The sequence below is a fragment of the Pseudomonas sp. Ps21-P2 genome, assembly GCF_039672565.1.
GTDB lineage: Bacteria > Pseudomonadota > Gammaproteobacteria > Pseudomonadales > Pseudomonadaceae > Aquipseudomonas.
In genome coordinates, this window is record NZ_JBDFPL010000012.1 from 77,379 (window position 1) to 97,010 (window position 19,632).

General features: G+C 58.7%; 14 protein-coding genes. 13 read left to right on the forward strand and 1 reads right to left on the reverse strand.

Going from position 1 to position 19,632, the window contains the following annotated elements; all coding sequences use genetic code 11:
• The first annotated feature begins 14 nt into the window (after window positions 1-14).
• Together cspD and ABEH28_RS25125 are read left to right on the forward strand one after the other, a co-directional pair.
• Window positions 15-281 (forward strand): cold shock domain-containing protein CspD, encoded by a 267-nt coding sequence (cspD, locus tag ABEH28_RS25120; protein WP_192174835.1) that lies wholly within the window; start codon window positions 15-17, stop codon window positions 279-281.
• A gap of 597 nt (window positions 282-878) precedes the next feature.
• The gene (locus ABEH28_RS25125) at window positions 879-3,104 is read left to right on the forward strand and encodes an NADP-dependent isocitrate dehydrogenase (protein WP_346631383.1); all 2,226 of its coding nucleotides are present in this window, start codon (window positions 879-881) and stop codon (window positions 3,102-3,104) included.
• Window positions 3,105-3,208: 104 nt separating this feature from the next.
• On the opposite strand, the gene ABEH28_RS25130 is transcribed toward ABEH28_RS25125, so the two are convergent.
• Entirely contained in the window at window positions 3,209-7,561 is a 4,353-nt protein-coding gene (locus ABEH28_RS25130) for a fibronectin type III domain-containing protein (protein WP_346631384.1), read from the reverse strand.
• A 216-nt stretch (window positions 7,562-7,777) separates the two neighbouring features.
• On the opposite strand from ABEH28_RS25130, the gene ABEH28_RS25135 reads away from it, so the two are divergent.
• The 11 genes from ABEH28_RS25135 (at window position 7,778) to nuoC (ending at window position 19,632) form a co-directional block, all read left to right on the forward strand.
• Complete coding sequence (locus ABEH28_RS25135) at window positions 7,778-8,218, forward strand: NUDIX hydrolase (protein ID WP_346631385.1); 441 nt, start codon at window positions 7,778-7,780, stop codon at window positions 8,216-8,218.
• A gap of 128 nt (window positions 8,219-8,346) precedes the next feature.
• The gene (gene mnmA / locus ABEH28_RS25140; protein ID WP_192174839.1) at window positions 8,347-9,477 is read left to right on the forward strand and encodes a tRNA 2-thiouridine(34) synthase MnmA; all 1,131 of its coding nucleotides are present in this window, start codon (window positions 8,347-8,349) and stop codon (window positions 9,475-9,477) included.
• On the forward strand, window positions 9,477-10,097 hold the full coding sequence (gene hflD, locus ABEH28_RS25145) for a high frequency lysogenization protein HflD (protein ID WP_346628115.1): 621 nt from the start codon (window positions 9,477-9,479) through the stop codon (window positions 10,095-10,097). The genes mnmA and hflD overlap by 1 nt, the downstream gene beginning before the upstream one ends.
• 132 nt (window positions 10,098-10,229) lie before the next feature.
• The gene (purB, locus tag ABEH28_RS25150) at window positions 10,230-11,600 is read left to right on the forward strand and encodes an adenylosuccinate lyase (RefSeq protein ID WP_192174841.1); all 1,371 of its coding nucleotides are present in this window, start codon (window positions 10,230-10,232) and stop codon (window positions 11,598-11,600) included.
• A gap of 84 nt (window positions 11,601-11,684) precedes the next feature.
• Complete coding sequence (locus tag ABEH28_RS25155) at window positions 11,685-12,851, forward strand: cupin domain-containing protein (RefSeq protein ID WP_346631386.1); 1,167 nt, start codon at window positions 11,685-11,687, stop codon at window positions 12,849-12,851.
• Window positions 12,844-13,269 (forward strand): GNAT family N-acetyltransferase, encoded by a 426-nt coding sequence (locus tag ABEH28_RS25160; RefSeq protein WP_282370064.1) that lies wholly within the window; start codon window positions 12,844-12,846, stop codon window positions 13,267-13,269. The genes ABEH28_RS25155 and ABEH28_RS25160 overlap by 8 nt, the downstream gene beginning before the upstream one ends.
• Before the next feature lie 163 nt (window positions 13,270-13,432).
• Complete coding sequence (locus tag ABEH28_RS25165) at window positions 13,433-14,221, forward strand: secretin N-terminal domain-containing protein (protein ID WP_346631387.1); 789 nt, start codon at window positions 13,433-13,435, stop codon at window positions 14,219-14,221.
• 640 nt (window positions 14,222-14,861) lie between these two features.
• The gene (gene aceA / locus ABEH28_RS25170) at window positions 14,862-16,187 is read left to right on the forward strand and encodes an isocitrate lyase (RefSeq protein WP_346631388.1); all 1,326 of its coding nucleotides are present in this window, start codon (window positions 14,862-14,864) and stop codon (window positions 16,185-16,187) included.
• A 490-nt stretch (window positions 16,188-16,677) separates the two neighbouring features.
• Entirely contained in the window at window positions 16,678-17,091 is a 414-nt protein-coding gene (locus ABEH28_RS25175) for an NADH-quinone oxidoreductase subunit A (protein ID WP_037008823.1), read from the forward strand.
• A gap of 10 nt (window positions 17,092-17,101) precedes the next feature.
• Window positions 17,102-17,776 carry an NADH-quinone oxidoreductase subunit B gene (locus tag ABEH28_RS25180; protein ID WP_065989126.1) on the forward strand — a complete coding sequence of 225 codons (675 nt, stop codon included), beginning with the start codon at window positions 17,102-17,104 and terminating at the stop codon, window positions 17,774-17,776.
• A gap of 74 nt (window positions 17,777-17,850) precedes the next feature.
• Window positions 17,851-19,632 (forward strand): NADH-quinone oxidoreductase subunit C/D, encoded by a 1,782-nt coding sequence (nuoC, locus tag ABEH28_RS25185; protein WP_346631389.1) that lies wholly within the window; start codon window positions 17,851-17,853, stop codon window positions 19,630-19,632.

The window sequence follows — 19,632 nt, forward strand, 5'->3', positions numbered from 1 at the left end:
AGAGGGATGTGACTATGCTAAGCGGTAAGGTCAAGTGGTTTAACAACGCCAAGGGGTATGGCTTCATCGTCGAAGATGGCAAGTCCGAGGACCTGTTTGCACACTACTCGGCGATCAGTATGGATGGCTATAAAACCCTGAAGGCCGGACAGCCGGTAAATTTCGAAATCATCCAGGGACCGAAAGGTCTTCACGCCATTAAAATCAGCGCGAAGATCTCCGCTGATAACCATCAGGCCGTCCCTCATCACGAGAGGCAACCCGAGGAACAGCGGGCATAGCGCAACAATCACGCCTGAGCCGGACCGTTCAAGCGCGAGATTCGATAAGCCGGTCAATCCATCAGGGTTGGCCGGCTTTTTTTGTGCCTTCGCTGCCCCGTTGCGTGCATCTATCGTGCATCTATATAGGGAAGCGAGCCAACGCAACTGTGGCCCAGGTGCTCCTTTAGTCGAAATCCGCCTCGTTACGCGTCGGGACGGATTCACACCCGCTAACTGCGACAGGTTGCCGCAGGCCCCGTGGCGCAAGGGCTGCACGGTTTTCCCGGGGAATCCTCACGCATCCCGAGACCTGCGCAATCGTCCCGGGCACCGCAAAGCCGTCACACGAGTACCGTAGTAATGGCCGGGTGCAGTGATATACTCAGCGCCGGTGACCGTTGGGTCATTGGGGGCCGAACCACCTGAACCCAGGCTTTCAGCCCTCGACAGGCCGGACCGCTACCCGGGTCCGACCGTTTGACGCTCGACTGATGCACCCCCTATCACGCGACGAAATTCTCGACTTTCGGCTCATCGATACTTTGGGCGAAAGTGCCTACCCTGCGCATCTCGAAATTTTGTGTACGCTCAGCAAAGAAGAGAGTTATCCCGAATATGTCCAACCGCTCGAAGATCATCTACACCTTCACTGACGAAGCGCCAGCCCTCGCCACCTACTCACTGCTGCCTATCATCGAAGCGTTCACCGCCTCCGCTGACATCGCCGTTGAAACCCGCGACATCTCGCTTGCAGCCCGCATCCTCGCCAGCTTTCCCGAGCGCCTGGGTGACAAGAAGGTGTCCGACGATCTGGCAGAGCTGGGCCAACTGGCGACCACGCCGGAAGCCAACATCATCAAGCTGCCGAACATCAGCGCTTCGGTTCCACAACTGAAGGCCGCGATCAAGGAACTGCAAGCCAAGGGCTACGACATCCCGAACTATCCGGATGAAGTCGTCACCGGAGCCGACAAGGTTGCCCAGGCTGGCTACGACAAAGTGAAAGGCAGTGCCGTGAACCCGGTGCTGCGTGAAGGTAACTCTGATCGCCGGGCGCCGCTCTCCGTCAAGAACTACGCGCGCAAGCACCCGCACAAAATGGGCGCCTGGTCTGCGGACTCCAAGTCCCACGTGGCGCACATGGACAACGGCGACTTCTACGGCAGCGAAAAATCCTCGCTCATCGAAGCCGCTGGCGCCGTGAAGATCGAGCTGATCGGCAAAGATGGCAGCACCACCGTGCTGAAGGACAAGACGTCGGTACTTGCGGGCGAGATCATCGACTGCGCGGTCATGAGCAAGAAAGCCCTGCGCGCTTTCGTGGCCCGTGAAATCGAAGACGCCAAGAAGCTCGGCGTGCTGTTCTCCGTGCATTTGAAAGCCACCATGATGAAGGTCTCGGACCCGATCATGTTTGGCGAGTTCGTCGCCGAGTACTATCAGGAAGCGCTGAGCAAGCACGCTGAGGTCCTGAAAGAAATCGGCTTCAACCTGCACAACGGCATCGGCGACCTGTACGCCCGCATCAAAGACCTGCCCGCCGACCAGCAAGCGCAGATCGAAGCGGACGTCAAAGCCGTCTATGCGACCCGCCCTGCCCTGGCGATGGTCAACTCCGACAAAGGCATCACCAACCTGCACGTGCCGAGCGACGTCATCGTCGACGCCTCGATGCCGGCGATGATTCGTGATTCCGGCAAGATGTGGAACAACGACGGTGTCCTGCAGGACACCAAGGCCGTGATCCCGGATCGCTGCTACGCAACCATCTATCAAGCCGTGATCGAAGACTGCAAGCAACACGGCGCCTTCGACCCGACCACCATGGGCAGCGTGCCAAACGTTGGCCTGATGGCGCAGAAAGCCGAAGAGTACGGCTCTCACAACAAAACCTTCCAGATCGAAACCGATGGCGTGGTCCGCGTGACCGACGACAAAGGTCAGGTCCTGATGGAGCAGAACGTTGAAGCCGGCGACATCTGGCGCATGTGCCAGACCAAGGACGCGCCGATTCAGGACTGGGTCAAACTGGCCGTCAACCGTTCGCGCCTGAGCAACACCCCGGCGATTTTCTGGCTGGACCCTGAGCGCGCCCACGATGCGGCGATGATCAAGAAGGTCGAGCACTACCTGAAGGATCACGACACGGCAGGCCTGGACATCAGCATCCAGTCGCCGGTCGACGCGATGAAGGTTTCCCTGGAGCGTATCCGCGCGGGCAAGGACACCATTTCGGTGACCGGTAACGTGCTGCGCGACTACCTGACCGACCTGTTCCCGATCATGGAGCTGGGCACCAGCGCCAAGATGCTGTCCATTGTGCCGCTGATGAGTGGCGGTGGTCTGTTCGAAACCGGCGCAGGTGGTTCGGCGCCGAAGCACGTTCAACAGCTGAACGAAGAGAACTTCCTGCGCTGGGATTCCCTGGGCGAATTCCTGGCACTGGCTGCTTCCCTCGAGCACTTGGGCAACGTCTACGACAACCCGAAAGCGCTGGTACTTGCTACTGCTCTGGACAAGGCCACCGGTCAGTTCCTGGACAACAACAAGTCGCCATCGCGCAAGGTCGGCGGTATCGACAACCGTGGCAGCCACTTCTACCTGGCCACCTACTGGGCTCAGGCTCTGGCGGCACAGACCGACGATACGGCGCTGCAAGCCAAGTTCACGGTGCTGGCAAAAACCCTGGCTGACAACGAAGCGACCATCGTCGCCGAGCTGAACAGCGTGCAGGGCAAGCCACTGGACATCGGCGGCTACTACTTCCCTACCCCGGAACTGGCCAGCAACGCCATGCGCCCAAGCAAGACCCTGAATGACGCGATCAATGCGTTGAAGTAAGACGGTAAGCGCTACGCAGTACTGCAAGGATGCAAAACGAAACCCGGCCTCGCGCCGGGTTTCTTTTTTGTAGGTCACTGAGGCCGGCAAACGACCTGGCATTGCTATGGCCGGGGAGGCTTCACGTTGAGCGTATGCCTGGTGTTCGTGTAATCGCTGGGCTCACAGCGGTCAAAGGTGGGCGTGGCTGGATCCGTTTTCTTGCAGAAAATACTTAACGATTTGGCGCCTTCGCTGTTGATGGCCTCTAGCTTCACGGCGACCGAAGGGGGGTCAAGCGCCTCATTGACCAATGTGGGGAATCGAACGTCAGGTTGCTCGGTCTCAACCCCTGCGTCTGTCTGGATTGAATACAGGGTGGTTGACGGATCACCCCTGTCCCAATCGAAGATAACCCCACCACCTGGCATTAACGTGCCTTTTAGGTCTATCGGCATCGAGGGGCGGCCGTGATACATCACGAGTTCCTTAGGGGCTGAATAGTTACCCGCCGCATCATAGGCCCTAAGACCAAAGGTATGGTTTTCGCCAGTGCTGAGGCCCAGATCGGCGGTCTTGACGGGTCTTTCGCTGGCGGTTTGTACTACGCTTCCATCCACCGATAGTTCGTAGCCGGCCACGTCGGTGTCGTCGGTTGCGTCCTCCCACTTCAACAGTGGCGTGTCTGTTTCAGCACCATTCGCGCCATAGGCATAAAAGAACGGCGCAAGCACTGGCGCAACCCGATCAACAAGCAGCAGGGCGCGGGCAGATTGATTGCCGGCGGCATCGAACGCTTCCAGGTGAAAGGTGTAGGTCGTTGCGGGGGTCAGGCCCGATGCAGTGAACGTCGTCAGATCAGTTTCACCGATCGCCTCAGGCAGATCATCTCGGTAGATGTGGTAACCCGTTACGCCGACATCATCGGTGGAGGCGGTCCACTGGATAAGCAACGTGGTGCCTGTGTCCTCGCTGTATCGGGCCCCGGACGGCGCTGACGGTGGTTCGCGATCCACCAAAAGCATCGTGGACTGCGATGGGTTAAGGTTGGCGTCGTAAGCGCTCACACTGTAACGATAAGTCGTCAAGGGTTTAAGCGTGGTGTCGTGGTAGTCGGGGGTTTCGGTATCGAAGGTCGCGCCATCGTCCCGCACAATGCGATACCCGACCACACCCACATTATCGTCTGAGGGAAGCCATGAAAGTTTCAGCGATGTCGGTGTCACATCGCTGTATTCAATGCCACGGGGCGTAGACGGCGCTTCACGATCAACGAACACAGAAACAACAGCTGACTGGTTATCAGCGGCGTCCCTGGCCTGGACAGCGAAGGTGTAGTTCACACCGATCTCCAACCCCTCGACAGTGAATGTCGTGCCTGCCGTCTCGGCCAACAGGCTGCCATCCCTGTAAACCGCGTACCCCTTCATTTTCGTCTCGTCAGACGACGCGGCCCAGCTCAATTTCAACGAGTGGCTTTGCAGGTCACTGAAACTCAAGTCTGAAGGTGACTGAGGGGGGGTCCTGTCGATAAACAGGGATACGGGCGCCGAATAAGTGTCATTAAACTTGTGAGCACGAACGGCCAGCATGAAGTTGAGCGGTGTGACAGCTTCGTCGATCGCTATCGACGTTTCAGGCGTTACCCCTTGCACCTGTCCATCGTAGGAAATCTCATATGCCAGGCTGCTTGCGGAGCCCGCGATCTCATCCCAGCTTATTTCAAACAACCCGTCCTGGTGATTGACGACCTTCAGCCCTGTCGGCGTGGCGGGCGGTGTGGCATCGAACGCCGGAACCGCCACGGATGAGGGCGCAGAACGATTGCCATCAAAATCGACCGCTACGACGGACACCTCACTGATGCCTTGCGTGTTGAATTCATAGAAGTTGGTGTGGGTACTCCCCAACACTCGGCCATCACCCGATATCTCGAACTCGGCGATGCCGTCCTGGTTCACGGAATCGTCCCAGTAGATCACAGACGTTCCAGGGGTCACTTGCTGTATGACCGGCTTTGTTGGCAACACCTCGTCAAAGCTGCGGGCACAATACATCCTCATGCCGTTCAGGGCAGTGTCGTCACCCTCCCCCTGATAACCCTCGAGCCGCGTTATAAACCCTGCGGCGTACAGATCCGCAGGACAGATAAAATCGCTGCTCCAGACTCCCCAGTCTTCAGGCATTGCTCCGCCGATCCGGGTACCGTCCTGGCAAATACCGATGAGGTCGGTTGCGACCACCTCGTCGCTGTGATCTCTGGGCCACAGCGTCCTCATGGCAAAACCCTTGAGCGACCCGTTCGAAGGGGCGCACTTATACGTCGCGCTCCAGCCCCCCCAACTTCCCCCGGCACTCTCGATCGGGTTTGACTGAGCGTCTTCTGAACAAAACATTCTGACTGAGTTAAGCCCGGTGTTATCTCCGCTACCCTGGTTCTTTTCGATTTTCAAACTGAACCCCCAGGCAAACCGGCCGACCGGGCACTGAGCTTTAGCCCCCCAACTACCAAAAGAGCCATCGGCCTCCGCACTTGTTGGCACGACGTCCTGGCCCGTAAAGCTGTCCAGTGACACCTTCATATAAGAGACCTTGCCCGCCAGTTGCTGATCGCCCCCATATCGAACAGCCAATACCGATCCGTCAGCACTTTCCGTGCTCGCACCGAACCCATCCAGATTGGCAATGCTGAAGGGAGCGGTCATGTCCTTGCGTACAAATAATCTGACGCAACCCTGCGAACAGGTTTCGGACGCATCTTTAGTACCAAAGAGCGTGATAGTGCTGCCGGCTAAAGCCCCCGTCAGCACAAAGGACTGGGCATCATCGTTTGAACATCCATAAGCATCATCATTGCCGCCCAACTCAAATGAAATGGCCGCATCCACCGGAACAGAGCAAACGTCATTGTCGCTGTCGTCAGCCAATTTTATTTTAGGCATGATGCTGCCTGTCTCGGGCTCGATAATGATGTGTGAGACCTTGCCATCAAGACCGTTGTGAGGGTGATAGGTCACCTCTACATCTGCGTTGGTGTAAGAGCGCTCATAACTGCCCACCACGACTCGCTCGCTGAGCCCGATGTCACGCAACACGTTGATGACGGTGTAGTCGTCCGACTTGCTCGCATTAGGTTGATCGAAGACTTTTATACTGGTGCCTTTCTTGACACCCCTAAGTGCAAGGGATCGTGTTTCGTCGTTCTCGCACCCTGCAGCTTTTAAGCGAATATCCCACTCGACACTGGTGGGCAAGACGCAGACGACGTCTGAGTTCAAAGCACTGGTGGGACCTGCGTGAAGCGTTGAATCTGGATGAGCCTCGGAGACACCGTTGTTATCCTCATAGAAGTAGACGCCGCCCTCGGTCAATGCACCGGCATAGGCGACCGCATCACCCACTTGGGAGTAATCCAGAGCGAGGAAGTTGGGAATCAACCGTTTCTCATTTGCGACCGCGCACGCACGGTCAATCCGGTGTTCCATCCACGTTAAATTATTGTCGATCTGGGCGGCATGGGCGGGGGAGGAAAACAACGTGTGGAACTGATTCAGGGTAAAAAGCCTGGGCCACGATGTAAACCCGACTTCCGAGGCGTAAGGAGTTGTCAGCGGGATGTCTGACCAGCGAGTAACACACTCCCAGTTATCAGAGGTTGTAGATCCCAGATCATAGGTATTCTCCACCTTGAAATTTGAACCCTTCGCCAGGTAGATAGGCTTGGCCGGCGTTGAATACTCACCATTGAGGTTCTCAACGAAAAAGATGATCCTTTTGTGACTGTCGATTATTTGCTGCAACGTTGGCCAATGATCATCGCGAATGTAGTCTCTAACATCAAATACGTAGTCCGACAAACCAGGCACGCTGGCAAAGGCCTCTTCGATAAATCGGCGTTCGACTCGATCTTGCAGCAATATAGTAACGACAGCGGATTTATTCTCTTCCTTATCAAGAAACCGCATGACTTTTTGCAGTTCGTCCTTGAATGGTTTTCTTGTTTTGGATGCAGGAGCGCACGGACTCTCCTCGTAACCGCCCAAGGTTTCATGACACAAATAGGCCTCGGTCCAGTAGTCGGGATAGGCCCCCAGCCTGAAGGGGTGAACGTCCCACATCAATCCGCGAACACCTCGCTCCAACTGTTCGTCCAGGTCATTCAGATAACCGTTATGAGCCGTTACCCAGACATATTCATTATAGGGCTTGGAAAAATCCCGAATGTATGGCGCGCTGTTGCCTACTCCGGCGTGGTCGGGTTCAGTTTTCTGAAGACTGCGGTCTTTGGCTTGTAATATTACCTCCGGCGACGCTGCTGCACTGCCCCGCTGCTCGCCTCCCACTTCAAGCGGCCCCGCCCACCCTCTTTGCATTAATCCAATTAGAAGTATCACCCCGAAAACGATAGGTCGCCATCCAATAACGTCTACATACCGACAGGCGCACGACCGGCCTTTATCACCATCCATAGTGTTCATGTACTTCTCCATTTATAACGGGCGACGATATCCGGCACTCAATGAATGCGGACTTGCGCACTGATACAACAACCTTATCTTTCAGTTAAGCACTATTTTTCCCTGGCAAGAAAAGCAAATGCTGGATAAGACCAACGGTAGCCAAGAGGACGGGTTTGAGGCAGGTCACTGTAGCGGCTATGCTCCGAAACCTTATTTATATTCTCCGAGCTATCCATGACTTGGCACCCCCACATCACCGTCGCAACCGTCATCGAAGACGATGGCCGTTTCCTGTTCGTCGAAGAATTGAAAAACGGCAAGCTCGTGCTCAATCAGCCTGCCGGGCACCTCGAGCCTGATGAAACGTTGCGCGAAGCGGCCATCCGCGAAACGCTGGAAGAAACCGGCTGGGACGTCGAACTGACGGGCGTCGTCGGCATTTACCTGTACACAGCGCCATCGAATGGCGTGACCTACCAGCGCGTGTGCTTTTCGGCCAAAGCAACGCGGCACCACCCCGACCGTGCGCTGGACACCGGCATCGTCGGCGCGCCCTGGTTCAGCCGCGACGAACTCGCCCGTCAACCGGAGCGCTGGCGCAGCAAGCTGGTATTGCGCTGCATCGACGACTACCTGGCAGGCCCGATTCACATTCTGGACGTTGTACGCGACTGACTGGCCCTTTCCCGGCTGAAGCAGGTCCTACTCATCCCATGCGTCTGTGCAACTGAATAGCTTTTAGCCTTGGCGCCGACTCCCTGCTAGAATCGCGCCCTTTCCTGCTGCTACCCAATCGAATTCCTATGTCTGATTCAGCCTTTTCCGATACAGAAAAGAAGCGCGTCATTGTCGGCATGTCCGGCGGCGTGGATTCTTCGGTCTCCGCCCTTCTGCTCATGGAGCAGGGGTACCAGGTGGAAGGCCTGTTCATGAAGAACTGGGAAGAAGACGACGGAACGGAATACTGCACCGCCATGGACGACCTCGCGGACGCCCAGGCTGTGTGCGACAAGATCGGTATCAAACTGCACACCGTGAATTTCGCGGCCGAGTACTGGGATCACGTCTTCGAGCATTTCCTCGAAGAATACAAAGCCGGGCGCACGCCGAACCCGGACATCCTGTGCAACCGCGAGATCAAGTTCAAAGCCTTTCTCGACTACGCCTTCATGCTCGGCGCTGACCTGATTGCCACCGGGCACTACGTGCGCCGCCGCGACATCGACGGCCGCACCGAACTGCTCAAGGGCCTGGACCCGAACAAGGACCAGAGCTACTTCCTGCATGCCGTCGGCGGTGAGCAGATCGCCAAGACCCTGTTCCCGGTCGGTGAACTGGAGAAGCCCGAGGTGCGTGCCATCGCCGAGAAATACCAGCTGGCGACCGCGAAGAAGAAGGACTCGACCGGCATTTGCTTCATCGGCGAGCGTCGTTTCACCGACTTCCTCAAGCAATACCTGCCTGCGCAGCCCGGCGAAATCAAGACCACCGAGGGCGAGGTCATCGGTCGGCATGCCGGCCTGATGTACCACACCATCGGCCAGCGCCAGGGCCTGGGCATCGGCGGACTGAAGGACGCCGGCGATGAGCCGTGGTACGTGCTGGTCAAGGATCTGGAGCACAACGAGCTGATCGTCGGCCAGGGCAACGAACACCCGTGGCTGTTCTCCCGCGCCCTGCTCGCGTCGGAGATCTACTGGGTCAATCCGATCGACCTCAGCAGCCCGCGCCAGCTGACCGCCAAAGTGCGTTACCGCCAGAGCGACCAGAGCTGCACACTGGAACGTACCGAGACCGGCTATCGCGCCACCTTCGACGAACCGCAACGCGCCGTGACGCCGGGCCAGTCCGTGGTGTTTTACGACGGCGAGGTCTGCCTCGGCGGCGGCGTTATCGAAATCGCCGAGCCGTGGCACACCAGGGATGCACGTTGATGACCCCGATTCAGGAACAACTTGTCGCCCTGGCCGGAGTCTTTCAGGCCGCTGTGCTGGTCGATCGCATCGCCAAGACCGGCCAGGCCGGTGAAGCGGCTGTTGGCTGCCTGATGGGCACGCTGCTGGTCATGGACCCGAAAGACACGCTGGACGTGTTCGGTGGCGACGACCTGAATCTGCACGAGGGCTATCGCGCCCTCGCCAGCGCTCTGGAACGGGATCCGGCCACGCTGCAACGGGAACCCCTGCGTTATGCCCTGGCGATGCTGGGCCTGGAACGTCAACTGTCCAAGCGCGAGGACATGCTCGACACCATCGGCAAGCGCCTGCCGCAGATCAAATCCCAAGTCGAGCATTTCGGTATCGCGCACGAAAACGTCATTGCTGCCAGCGGCGCGCTGTATCAGGACACCCTGAGCACCTTGCGTCAACGGATTCAGGTCCACGGCGACATGCGCAATCTGCAGCAACCCAACAACGCCTCGAAAATCCGCGCGCTGTTACTTGCCGGTATTCGCTGCGCACGCCTTTGGCGACAAGTGGGCGGCCACCGCTGGCAACTGGTCATCAGCCGCCGCAAGTTATTGAAAGAACTGTATCCATTGCTTCACCGCTGAGTGGCCAACCCCATTCAGCCCGCTCCGAACCTGACATCGCGCGAGTCATAACGGTCAGCCAGCCTCGGCTGACCGGAATTTTCATGTATGATACGCGCCCCTTTTCGTCGCCTGACAGTCCGAGAACACCCCATGCAGCTTTCTTCGCTCACTGCGGTTTCCCCTGTAGATGGCCGCTACGCCGGCAAAACCCAGGCCCTGCGCCCGATTTTCAGCGAGTACGGCCTGATCCGTTTCCGCGCCCTGGTGGAAGTACGCTGGCTGCAACGCCTGGCGGCTCACCCGCAAATCCCTGAAGTGCCGGCATTCTCCGCCGAGGCCAACGCCCTCCTCGATGCCCTGGCTAACGATTTCGCTCTCGAGCATGCCGAGCGCGTGAAAGAGATCGAGCGCACCACCAACCACGACGTCAAGGCCATCGAGTACCTGCTCAAGGAGCAGGCGGCCAAGTTGCCGGAGCTGGCCAAGGTCAGCGAGTTCATCCACTTCGCCTGCACCAGCGAAGACATCAACAACCTGTCCCACGCGCTGATGCTGCGCGAAGGCCGCGACACCGTGCTGCTGCCGTTGATGCGGGAAATCGCCGAGTCGATCCGCGAGCTGGCGATCCGCTTCGCCGCCGTGCCGATGCTCTCGCGCACCCACGGTCAGCCAGCCTCGCCGACCACCCTGGGCAAGGAACTGGCCAACGTCGTTTACCGCCTGGAACGCCAGATCGCTCAAGTCGCTGCCGTGCCGCTGCTGGGCAAGATCAACGGCGCCGTCGGCAACTACAACGCGCACCTGTCGGCCTACCCGGACATCGACTGGGAAGCCAACGCCCGCGCCTTCATCGAAGACGAGCTGGGTCTGGGCTTCAACCCCTACACCACGCAGATCGAGCCGCACGATTACATCGCCGAGCTGTTCGACGCGATCGCCCGTTACAACACGATCCTGATCGACTTCGACCGCGACATCTGGGGCTACATCTCCCTGGGCTATTTCAAGCAGCGCACCATCGCCGGCGAAATCGGCTCGTCGACCATGCCGCACAAGGTCAACCCGATCGACTTCGAAAACTCCGAAGGCAACCTCGGCATCGCCAACGCGCTGTTCCAGCATTTGGCCAGCAAATTGCCGATCTCCCGCTGGCAGCGTGACCTGACCGACTCAACCGTGCTGCGCAACCTCGGTGTGGGCTTCGCTCACAGCGTGATTGCCTACGAAGCGAGCCTGAAAGGCATCGGCAAGCTGGAACTCAACGAGCAGAAGATCGCCGCCGATCTGGACGCTTGCTGGGAAGTCCTGGCCGAGCCGATCCAGACGGTCATGCGTCGCTACGACATCGAGAACCCGTACGAGAAGCTCAAGGAATTGACGCGCGGCAAGGGCATCGGCCCTGAAGCACTGTTGACCTTCATCGACGGTCTGGACATGCCTGCCGAAGCCAAGGCTGAGCTGAAAAAGCTCACGCCGGCGAACTACATCGGCAACGCCGTGGCGCAAGCCAAGCGCATCTGACCGCACTGCACACGCTCTGAACGCCCGGCTGAGCCGGGCGTTTTTATTCCCGTCGTAAAAACTCGTTTTTTCAATAGGTTACACATGAATCCTGACATCCCTCTTCAGCTCCTAGGTGGCATCACAGCGCGCGAGTTCCTGCGTTACTACTGGCAGAAGAAACCTTTGCTGATCCGTCAGGCCATTCCGGATTTCCAAAGCCCGATCGACGCCGACGAACTGGCGGGCCTGGCGCTGGAAGAAGAAGTTGAATCGCGCCTGGTCATCGAGAAAGGCGAGCGCCCGTGGGAGCTGCGCCGCGGCCCGTTCGCAGAAGACGAATTCAGCAAACTGCCGGAGCGTGAGTGGACCTTGCTGGTCCAGGCCGTGGATCAGTTCGTGCCTGAAGTCAGCGAACTGCTGGAAAACTTCCGCTTCCTGCCAAGCTGGCGCATCGATGACGTGATGATCAGCTACGCCGCACCGGGCGGCAGTGTCGGTCCGCACTTCGACAACTACGACGTGTTCCTGCTGCAGGGCCACGGCAAGCGTCACTGGCAGATCGGCCAGATGTGCGACGCAGAGAGCAAACTGCTCGAGCACGCCGACCTGCGCATCCTCGCCGACTTCCAGGGTACCGACGAGTGGACGCTGGAACCAGGCGACATGCTCTACCTGCCGCCACGTCTGGCCCACTGCGGCGTCGCGGTGGATGAGTGCCTGACGTATTCGGTGGGCTTCCGCGCGCCAAGCGCCGCTGAAGTGCTGACCCACTTCACGGACTTCCTCAGCCAGTTCATGTCTGAAGAAGAACGCTACACCGATGCCGACGCGCAACCGGTCAGCGATCCGCACCAGATTCAGCGTGATGCCCTTGATCGCCTGAAGGGCTTGCTGGCCGAGCACATGGGTGACGAGCGCCTGCTGCTGACCTGGTTCGGCCAGTTCATGACCGAGCCGCGTTATCCCGAGCTGGTGGTCGGCCCGGAACTGGCCGAGAGCGAGCTGCTCGACAGTCTGGAACAGGGCGCCGTGCTGATCCGCAACCCGAGCGCGCGACTGGCGTGGTCGGAAGTCGACGACGACCTGCTGTTGTTCGCCAGCGGTCAGAGCCGTCTGTTGCCGGGCCATCTGCGCGAACTGTTGAAAATGATCTGTGCAGCCGATGCGCTGCATATCGACAATCTGGGCCAATGGCTGGCAGATGACGATGGACGTAACCTGCTCTGTGAGCTGGTCAAACAAGGAAGTCTGGGGTTTGCTGATGAATAAGATCCACGTACGGGTAGCCGACTGGCAGAAAGACAACGCCGACATTCGGCGCATTCGCGACGCTGTATTCGTGTCCGAGCAGTCGGTGCCGCCCGAACTGGAATGGGACTCGGAAGATGCAGACGCTCTGCATTTTCTGGCGCTGGAAGGCGATTACGCCGTGGGCACCGCGCGCCTGTTGCCGGACGGTGAGTTTGGCCGGTTGTCCGTGCTCAAAGACTGGCGTGGCCTGAACGTGGGTGAAGCGTTGATCACCGCGATCCTCGCCGAAGCAGAGCGCCGCGGCCTGAAACAGCAGCGGCTCAGCGCTCAGGTTCATGCCACGGCACTCTACGAGCGCTTCGGTTTTAGCGTGGTCAGCGACGAGTTCCTCGAAGCCGGCCTGCCCCACGTGGACATGGTGCGCGACTCGCACTGATTGCCCATTGCTGCACCCGGCGCCCCGGCTTTCGCGCCTCAGCTGTCTATGCTGAAACGCGAGCACCGGGGCGTTTTGCTGCCTGCGATTCAACTTGGTGCTGCGCGGGCCGACAAACTGGCAAACTCGTCGTTCAGACGCGCCCCTCGCGGAGACCACATCGATGTCATTACGCACCCTCCTCGCTTCACTGTTGTTGGCTTGCAGCTTCACGGCTGCGGCCGCCACTGAAGTCATCCCCCTGAATTACCGCACCAGCGACGATCTGCTGCCCACCGTAAAGTCGTTTCTGGGCAACGAAGGCAGCGTCAATGCCTATGGCAACAAGCTGATCGTCAACGCCGAACCGGACAAGATCAGCGAACTGCGCGACCTGCTCGGTCAACTCGATACCGCGCCCAAGCGACTTATGATCAGCGTCGACACCAGTGACAGCACGGTCCAGAGCGACCAGGGTTACTCGGTCAATGGCACCGTGCGTTCCCAGGACGGACGCATCAGCGCCGACGGCCGCACGCGCATCCAGAATTACGGCACCGCCAGTCGCGACGGTGGCGTGCAACAGGTTCAGGCCAACGAAGGGACGCCGGCGCTGATTCAGATGGGCCAGAGCGTACCGATCACCACGGTGCAGTCCGATGGCTATGGCTACCCGCAGACCAACACGCAATACCGCAACGTGACCCAGGGCTTCTACGTCACCGCGACGGTCACCGGTGACATCGTCCACCTGAGCATCAGCACCAACAACGACCGCATGAGCCAGCAACAGGCCGACGCCATCAAGGTGCAGAGCACCGACACGCAAGTCAGTGGTCGGCTGGGTGAGTGGATCACGCTGGCCGGCGCCAGCGATCAGTCCCGCGCCGACGAGCATGGCGTCGTCCGACGCTATTCGACACAGGGCAGCAACGACATGCAGCTGCGGGTGAAGGTCGATAGCCTGGATTGAGGGGAACTGCTCGTTATCGCAATGCCAAGCCCAAGGGTGATTTAGCCACTGCACAAAATTGTGGGAGTGAGCTTGCTCACGAAGAGGCCGGTGCAGCCAATGGCTCTCTGGTGGCTGACACAAGGCTTTCGCGAGCAAGCTCGCTCCCACATGGACCGTGGCCATCCGTGCTATTCCGGTTAGATACCGCCAATTATGTAGTGCCCGATCCGGCACTACATCCTGCCTCCATACCGTGACCGCCCAGTACCCGCGCTGACTTCCCCTTCCCAGCACTCACACGCCTGAAACTGACCGACAAGTCGTATTAGACGAAGGATGTAGTGCTCTCAAAAAAGCACTACAAAGTGTTTGACGAGGCAAAATCACCGAGGCATGATGGCCTCGCTCCCGCTGATCGGAGGTCGTGCAGAACGCCTCCTGATCGCGCTCGAACTCAGCATGTTCGTGCCGATTAACGTCATTTCCGCCCAAAAGGCAGCTTCATCGCCTCATCATCCTGATGGCGAAAAAATATGACTGAGAAACCATGCTTTCCGATTCAGTGAGCAGCCATCAGTGCGCCTTGAAGAAACCCGGCGCCGGCGAAGCAAGGAGCTTCACCTCAAGACCCACAACACCAAGCAACGAGGTTTACCCCATGGCACTGACACGCGAACAACAAATTGCAGCCATCGAGAAAGACTGGGCCGAGAATCCACGCTGGAAAGGCGTAACCCGCACCTACTCCGCTGCTGACGTCGTCCGCCTGCGTGGCTCGGTTCAGCCTGAACACACGTTTGCAAAGCTGGGCGCTGACAAGCTGTGGAACCTGGTGACCCAGGGCGCCAAGCCGTCCTTCCGACCCGACAAGGATTTCGTCAACTGCATGGGCGCCCTCACCGGCGGTCAGGCCGTGCAACAAGTCAAAGCCGGCATCCAGGCGATTTACCTGTCTGGCTGGCAAGTCGCGGCGGACAACAACTCCGCCGAATCGATGTACCCCGATCAGTCGCTGTACCCGGTGGACTCGGTGCCGACCGTGGTCAAGCGCATCAATAACTCGTTCCGCCGTGCCGACCAGATCCAATGGAAAGCCGGCAAGAACCCGGGCGACGAAGGCTATATCGATTACTTCGCGCCGATCGTGGCCGACGCCGAAGCCGGTTTCGGCGGCGTGCTTAACGCCTACGAACTGATGAAGAGCATGATCGAGGCAGGCGCTGCAGGCGTCCACTTCGAAGACCAACTGGCGTCCGTGAAAAAATGCGGTCACATGGGCGGCAAGGTGCTGGTGCCCACCCAGGAAGCCGTACAGAAATTGGTGGCCGCACGCCTGGCGGCTGACGTTGCCGGCGTGCCGACCATCATTCTGGCGCGTACCGACGCCAACGCCGCAGACCTGCTGACCTCGGACTGCGACCCGTATGACCAGCCGTTCGTGACCGGCACCCGCACGCCGGAAGGCTTCTACAAAGTACGCGCCGGCCTCGACCAGGCGATTGCCCGCGGCCTGGCGTACGCGCCATATGCCGATCTGATCTGGTGTGAAACCGCCAAGCCGGATCTGGACGAGGCCCGTCGCTTCGCCGAAGCGATCAAAAAGGAATACCCGGATCAGCTGCTGTCCTACAACTGCTCGCCTTCCTTCAACTGGAAGAAGAATCTGGACGACACGACCATCGCCAAATTCCAGCGCGAGCTGTCGGCAATGGGCTACAAGCATCAGTTCATCACGCTGGCCGGCATCCACAACATGTGGCACAGCATGTTCAACCTGGCGCACGACTACGCCCGCAACGACATGACCGCCTACGTGAAACTGCAAGAACAGGAGTTTGCCGACGCCGCCAAGGGCTACACCTTCGTAGCGCACCAGCAGGAAGTGGGCACCGGCTACTTCGATGACATGACCACGGTCATTCAGGGCGGCAAGTCTTCAGTGACCGCACTGACGGGCTCGACGGAAGAAGAACAGTTCCATTAAGCCACTACGCAATAGGAATTCAGAGGCCGCCTACGGGCGGCTTTCTGATGACAGTGAGGGATTTAACCTACGTTGCCAGTCAACTATTAACGATAGACAACTCAAATCAGCGCCTAAAAGTTAATTAACCACACACTCAATAACCGTCTTCCTCTCCCGGCTAATTAAACGGGAACTTCGTCACCTTCCAGTGACACACATCAAATAGAGCCGCCAAATGATATTTATTATCATTTAAGTCAGGCCGAACTGTCGCCGCGCCGTAAGAAACAGATTTCTCCAAACCCTCTTCGATGCCCGCCCCCGCTGGGGCTAAGCATGAAAACCGTGACCTATCTCATTAATCCTGCGAATAAATTTGATGCAGAAAATTTACTTGCCCTCCTTTTGCACATAAAATCCCGGAATTGATCGCACTGCGACATATCGTCACTGCTTCTACTTCTTTTCCAAGCCCAGAGACCTTTGCTCTCTGTTAAGGACTGCCAGCATGCCCGACTCGACAGGATTGATTGCCCACAATTGGGGCTTCGCCGTGTTTCTCCTTGGTGTCGTCGGCCTCTGCGCCTTCATGCTCGGCCTTTCCAGCCTGCTGGGTTCCAAAGCCTGGGGCCGCAGTAAAAACGAACCGTTCGAATCCGGCATGCTGCCCACCGGCGGCGCCCGTCTGCGGCTCTCGGCAAAATTCTATCTGGTCGCGATGCTCTTCGTGATTTTCGACATTGAAGCCCTCTTTCTGTACGCCTGGTCTGTGTCCGTCCGCGAAAGCGGCTGGACCGGCTTCGCCGAAGCGCTCGTTTTCATAGCAATTCTGTTGGCAGGTCTTGTCTACCTATGGCGGGTAGGGGCGCTCGATTGGGCTCCCGTTGGTCGTCGTAACCGGCAGGCGAAGCTAAAACAATGAGGCTTTGGCAATGCAATATAATCTCACCAGGATCGACCCGGATGCTCCTAACGAGCAGTACCCCATCGGCGAACGCGAAGTCGTTTCCGATCCGTTAGAAGACCAAGTCCACAAAAACATCTACATGGGCAAGCTCGAAGACGTGCTGAATGGCGCGGTCAACTGGGGTCGCAAGAACTCCCTTTGGCCGTACAACTTCGGCCTGTCGTGCTGCTATGTGGAAATGACCACCGCCTTCACGGCGCCCCACGACATCGCGCGATTCGGCGCTGAAGTGATCCGGGCATCGCCGCGCCAAGCGGATTTCATGGTCATCGCCGGCACCCCGTTTCTGAAGATGGCCCCGATCATCCAGCGCCTCTATGAGCAAATGCTGGAGCCCAAGTGGGTCATCTCCATGGGCGCCTGTGCCAACTCCGGTGGCATGTACGACATCTATTCCGTGGTTCAGGGCGTGGATAAATTCCTCCCTGTGGATGTTTACGTGCCCGGCTGCCCGCCCCGTCCAGAGGCATTTCTGCAAGGCTTGATGCTGTTGCAGGAATCCATTGGCCAGGAGCGTCGTCCCCTTTCCTGGGTCGTCGGTGATCAGGGCGTTTATCGCGCCGAGATGCCGTCGCAGAAGGAACAGCGCCGCGAACAGCGTATTGCGGTGACCAACCTGCGCAGCCCCGACGAAGTCTGATCCAGTTTTTCTTTTACAAAAAGAAGCCTGAACCTGGGTTCATTCTGTACGTTGACCGATAGCGATCGAGACCTATGACTGCAGACACCGCTCTGTACATCCCGCCTCACAAGGCTGACGACCAAGAGGTCGTCGTTGAACTCCATAACCGTTTTGGCGCTGAAGCCTTCAGCGCCCAGTCCACCGTCACTGGCATGCCCGTGCTGTGGGTGCAACGTGCGCGGCTGATCGAAATCCTGACCTTCCTGCGTCAGATGCCCAAGCCGTACGTGATGCTGTACGACCTGCACGGCGTCGACGAGCGCCTGCGCACCAAGCGCCGTGGCCTGCCCGACGCTGACTTCACCGTGTTCTATCACTTGATGTCGATAGAACGTAACAGCGACGTCATGATCAAGGTCGCGCTGTCCGAAAGCGACCCGAGCATGCCGACCGTGACCAGCATCTGGCCGAACGCCAACTGGTACGAGCGTGAAGTCTGGGACATGTTCGGGATCGACTTCCCGGGCCACCCGCACCTGACCCGCATCATGATGCCGCCGACCTGGGAAGGTCATCCGCTGCGCAAGGACTTCCCGGCCCGCGCCACCGAGTTCGACCCCTACAGCCTGACGCTGGCCAAGCAGCAACTGGAAGAGGAAGCCGCGCGTTTCCGCCCGGAAGACTGGGGCATGAAGCGTTCCGGCACCAACGAGGATTACATGTTCCTCAACCTGGGCCCGAACCACCCTTCGGCCCACGGTGCGTTCCGCATCATCCTGCAGCTGGACGGCGAAGAGATCGTCGACTGCGTGCCGGACATCGGTTACCACCACCGTGGCGCCGAGAAGATGGCCGAGCGCCAGTCCTGGCACAGCTATATTCCGTACACCGACCGCATCGATTACCTCGGCGGCGTGATGAATAACCTGCCGTACGTGCTCTCGGTCGAGAAACTGGCCGGCATCACCGTGCCGGATCGGGTCAACGTCATCCGCATCATGATGTCCGAGTTCTTCCGCATCACCAGCCACCTGCTGTTCCTGGGGACCTACATCCAGGACGTGGGCGCCATGACCCCGGTGTTCTTCACGTTCACCGACCGTCAGCGCGCCTACACCGTAATCGAAGCCGTCACCGGTTTCCGTCTGCACCCGGCCTGGTTCCGCATCGGCGGTGTCGCCCACGACCTGCCGCGCGGCTGGGAAAAACTGGTCAAGGATTTCATCGACTGGATGCCCAAGCGTCTCGACGAGTACACCAAGGCAGCGCTGCAGAACAGCATCCTCAAGGGTCGTACCGTGGGCGTCGCTGCGTACAACACCAAGGAAGCGCTGGAATGGGGCGTCACCGGGCCCAGCCTGCGCGCGACCGGTCTGGACTTCGACCTGCGCAAGGCACGTCCGTATTCGGGTTACGAGAACTTCGAATTCGAAGTGCCCCTGGCCCACGACGGCGACGCCTACGATCGCTGCATGGTCCGCGTCGAAGAGATGCGCCAGAGCCTGAAAATCATCGAGCAGTGCATGCGCAACATGCCGGCCGGCCCGTACAAGGCGGATCACCCGCTCACCACGCCGCCGCCGAAAGAACGCACCCTGCAGCACATCGAAACCCTGATCACCCACTTCCTGCAGGTTTCGTGGGGCCCGGTCATGCCGGCCAACGAATCCTTCCAGATGATCGAAGCGACCAAGGGCATCAACAGTTATTACCTGACGAGCGACGGCGGCACCATGAGCTACCGTACCCGGATTCGCACCCCGAGCTACCCGCACCTGCAGCAGATCCCTTCGGTGATCAAAGGCAGCATGGTCGCGGACTTGATTGCGTACCTGGGTAGTATCGATTTCGTTATGGCCGACGTGGACCGCTAA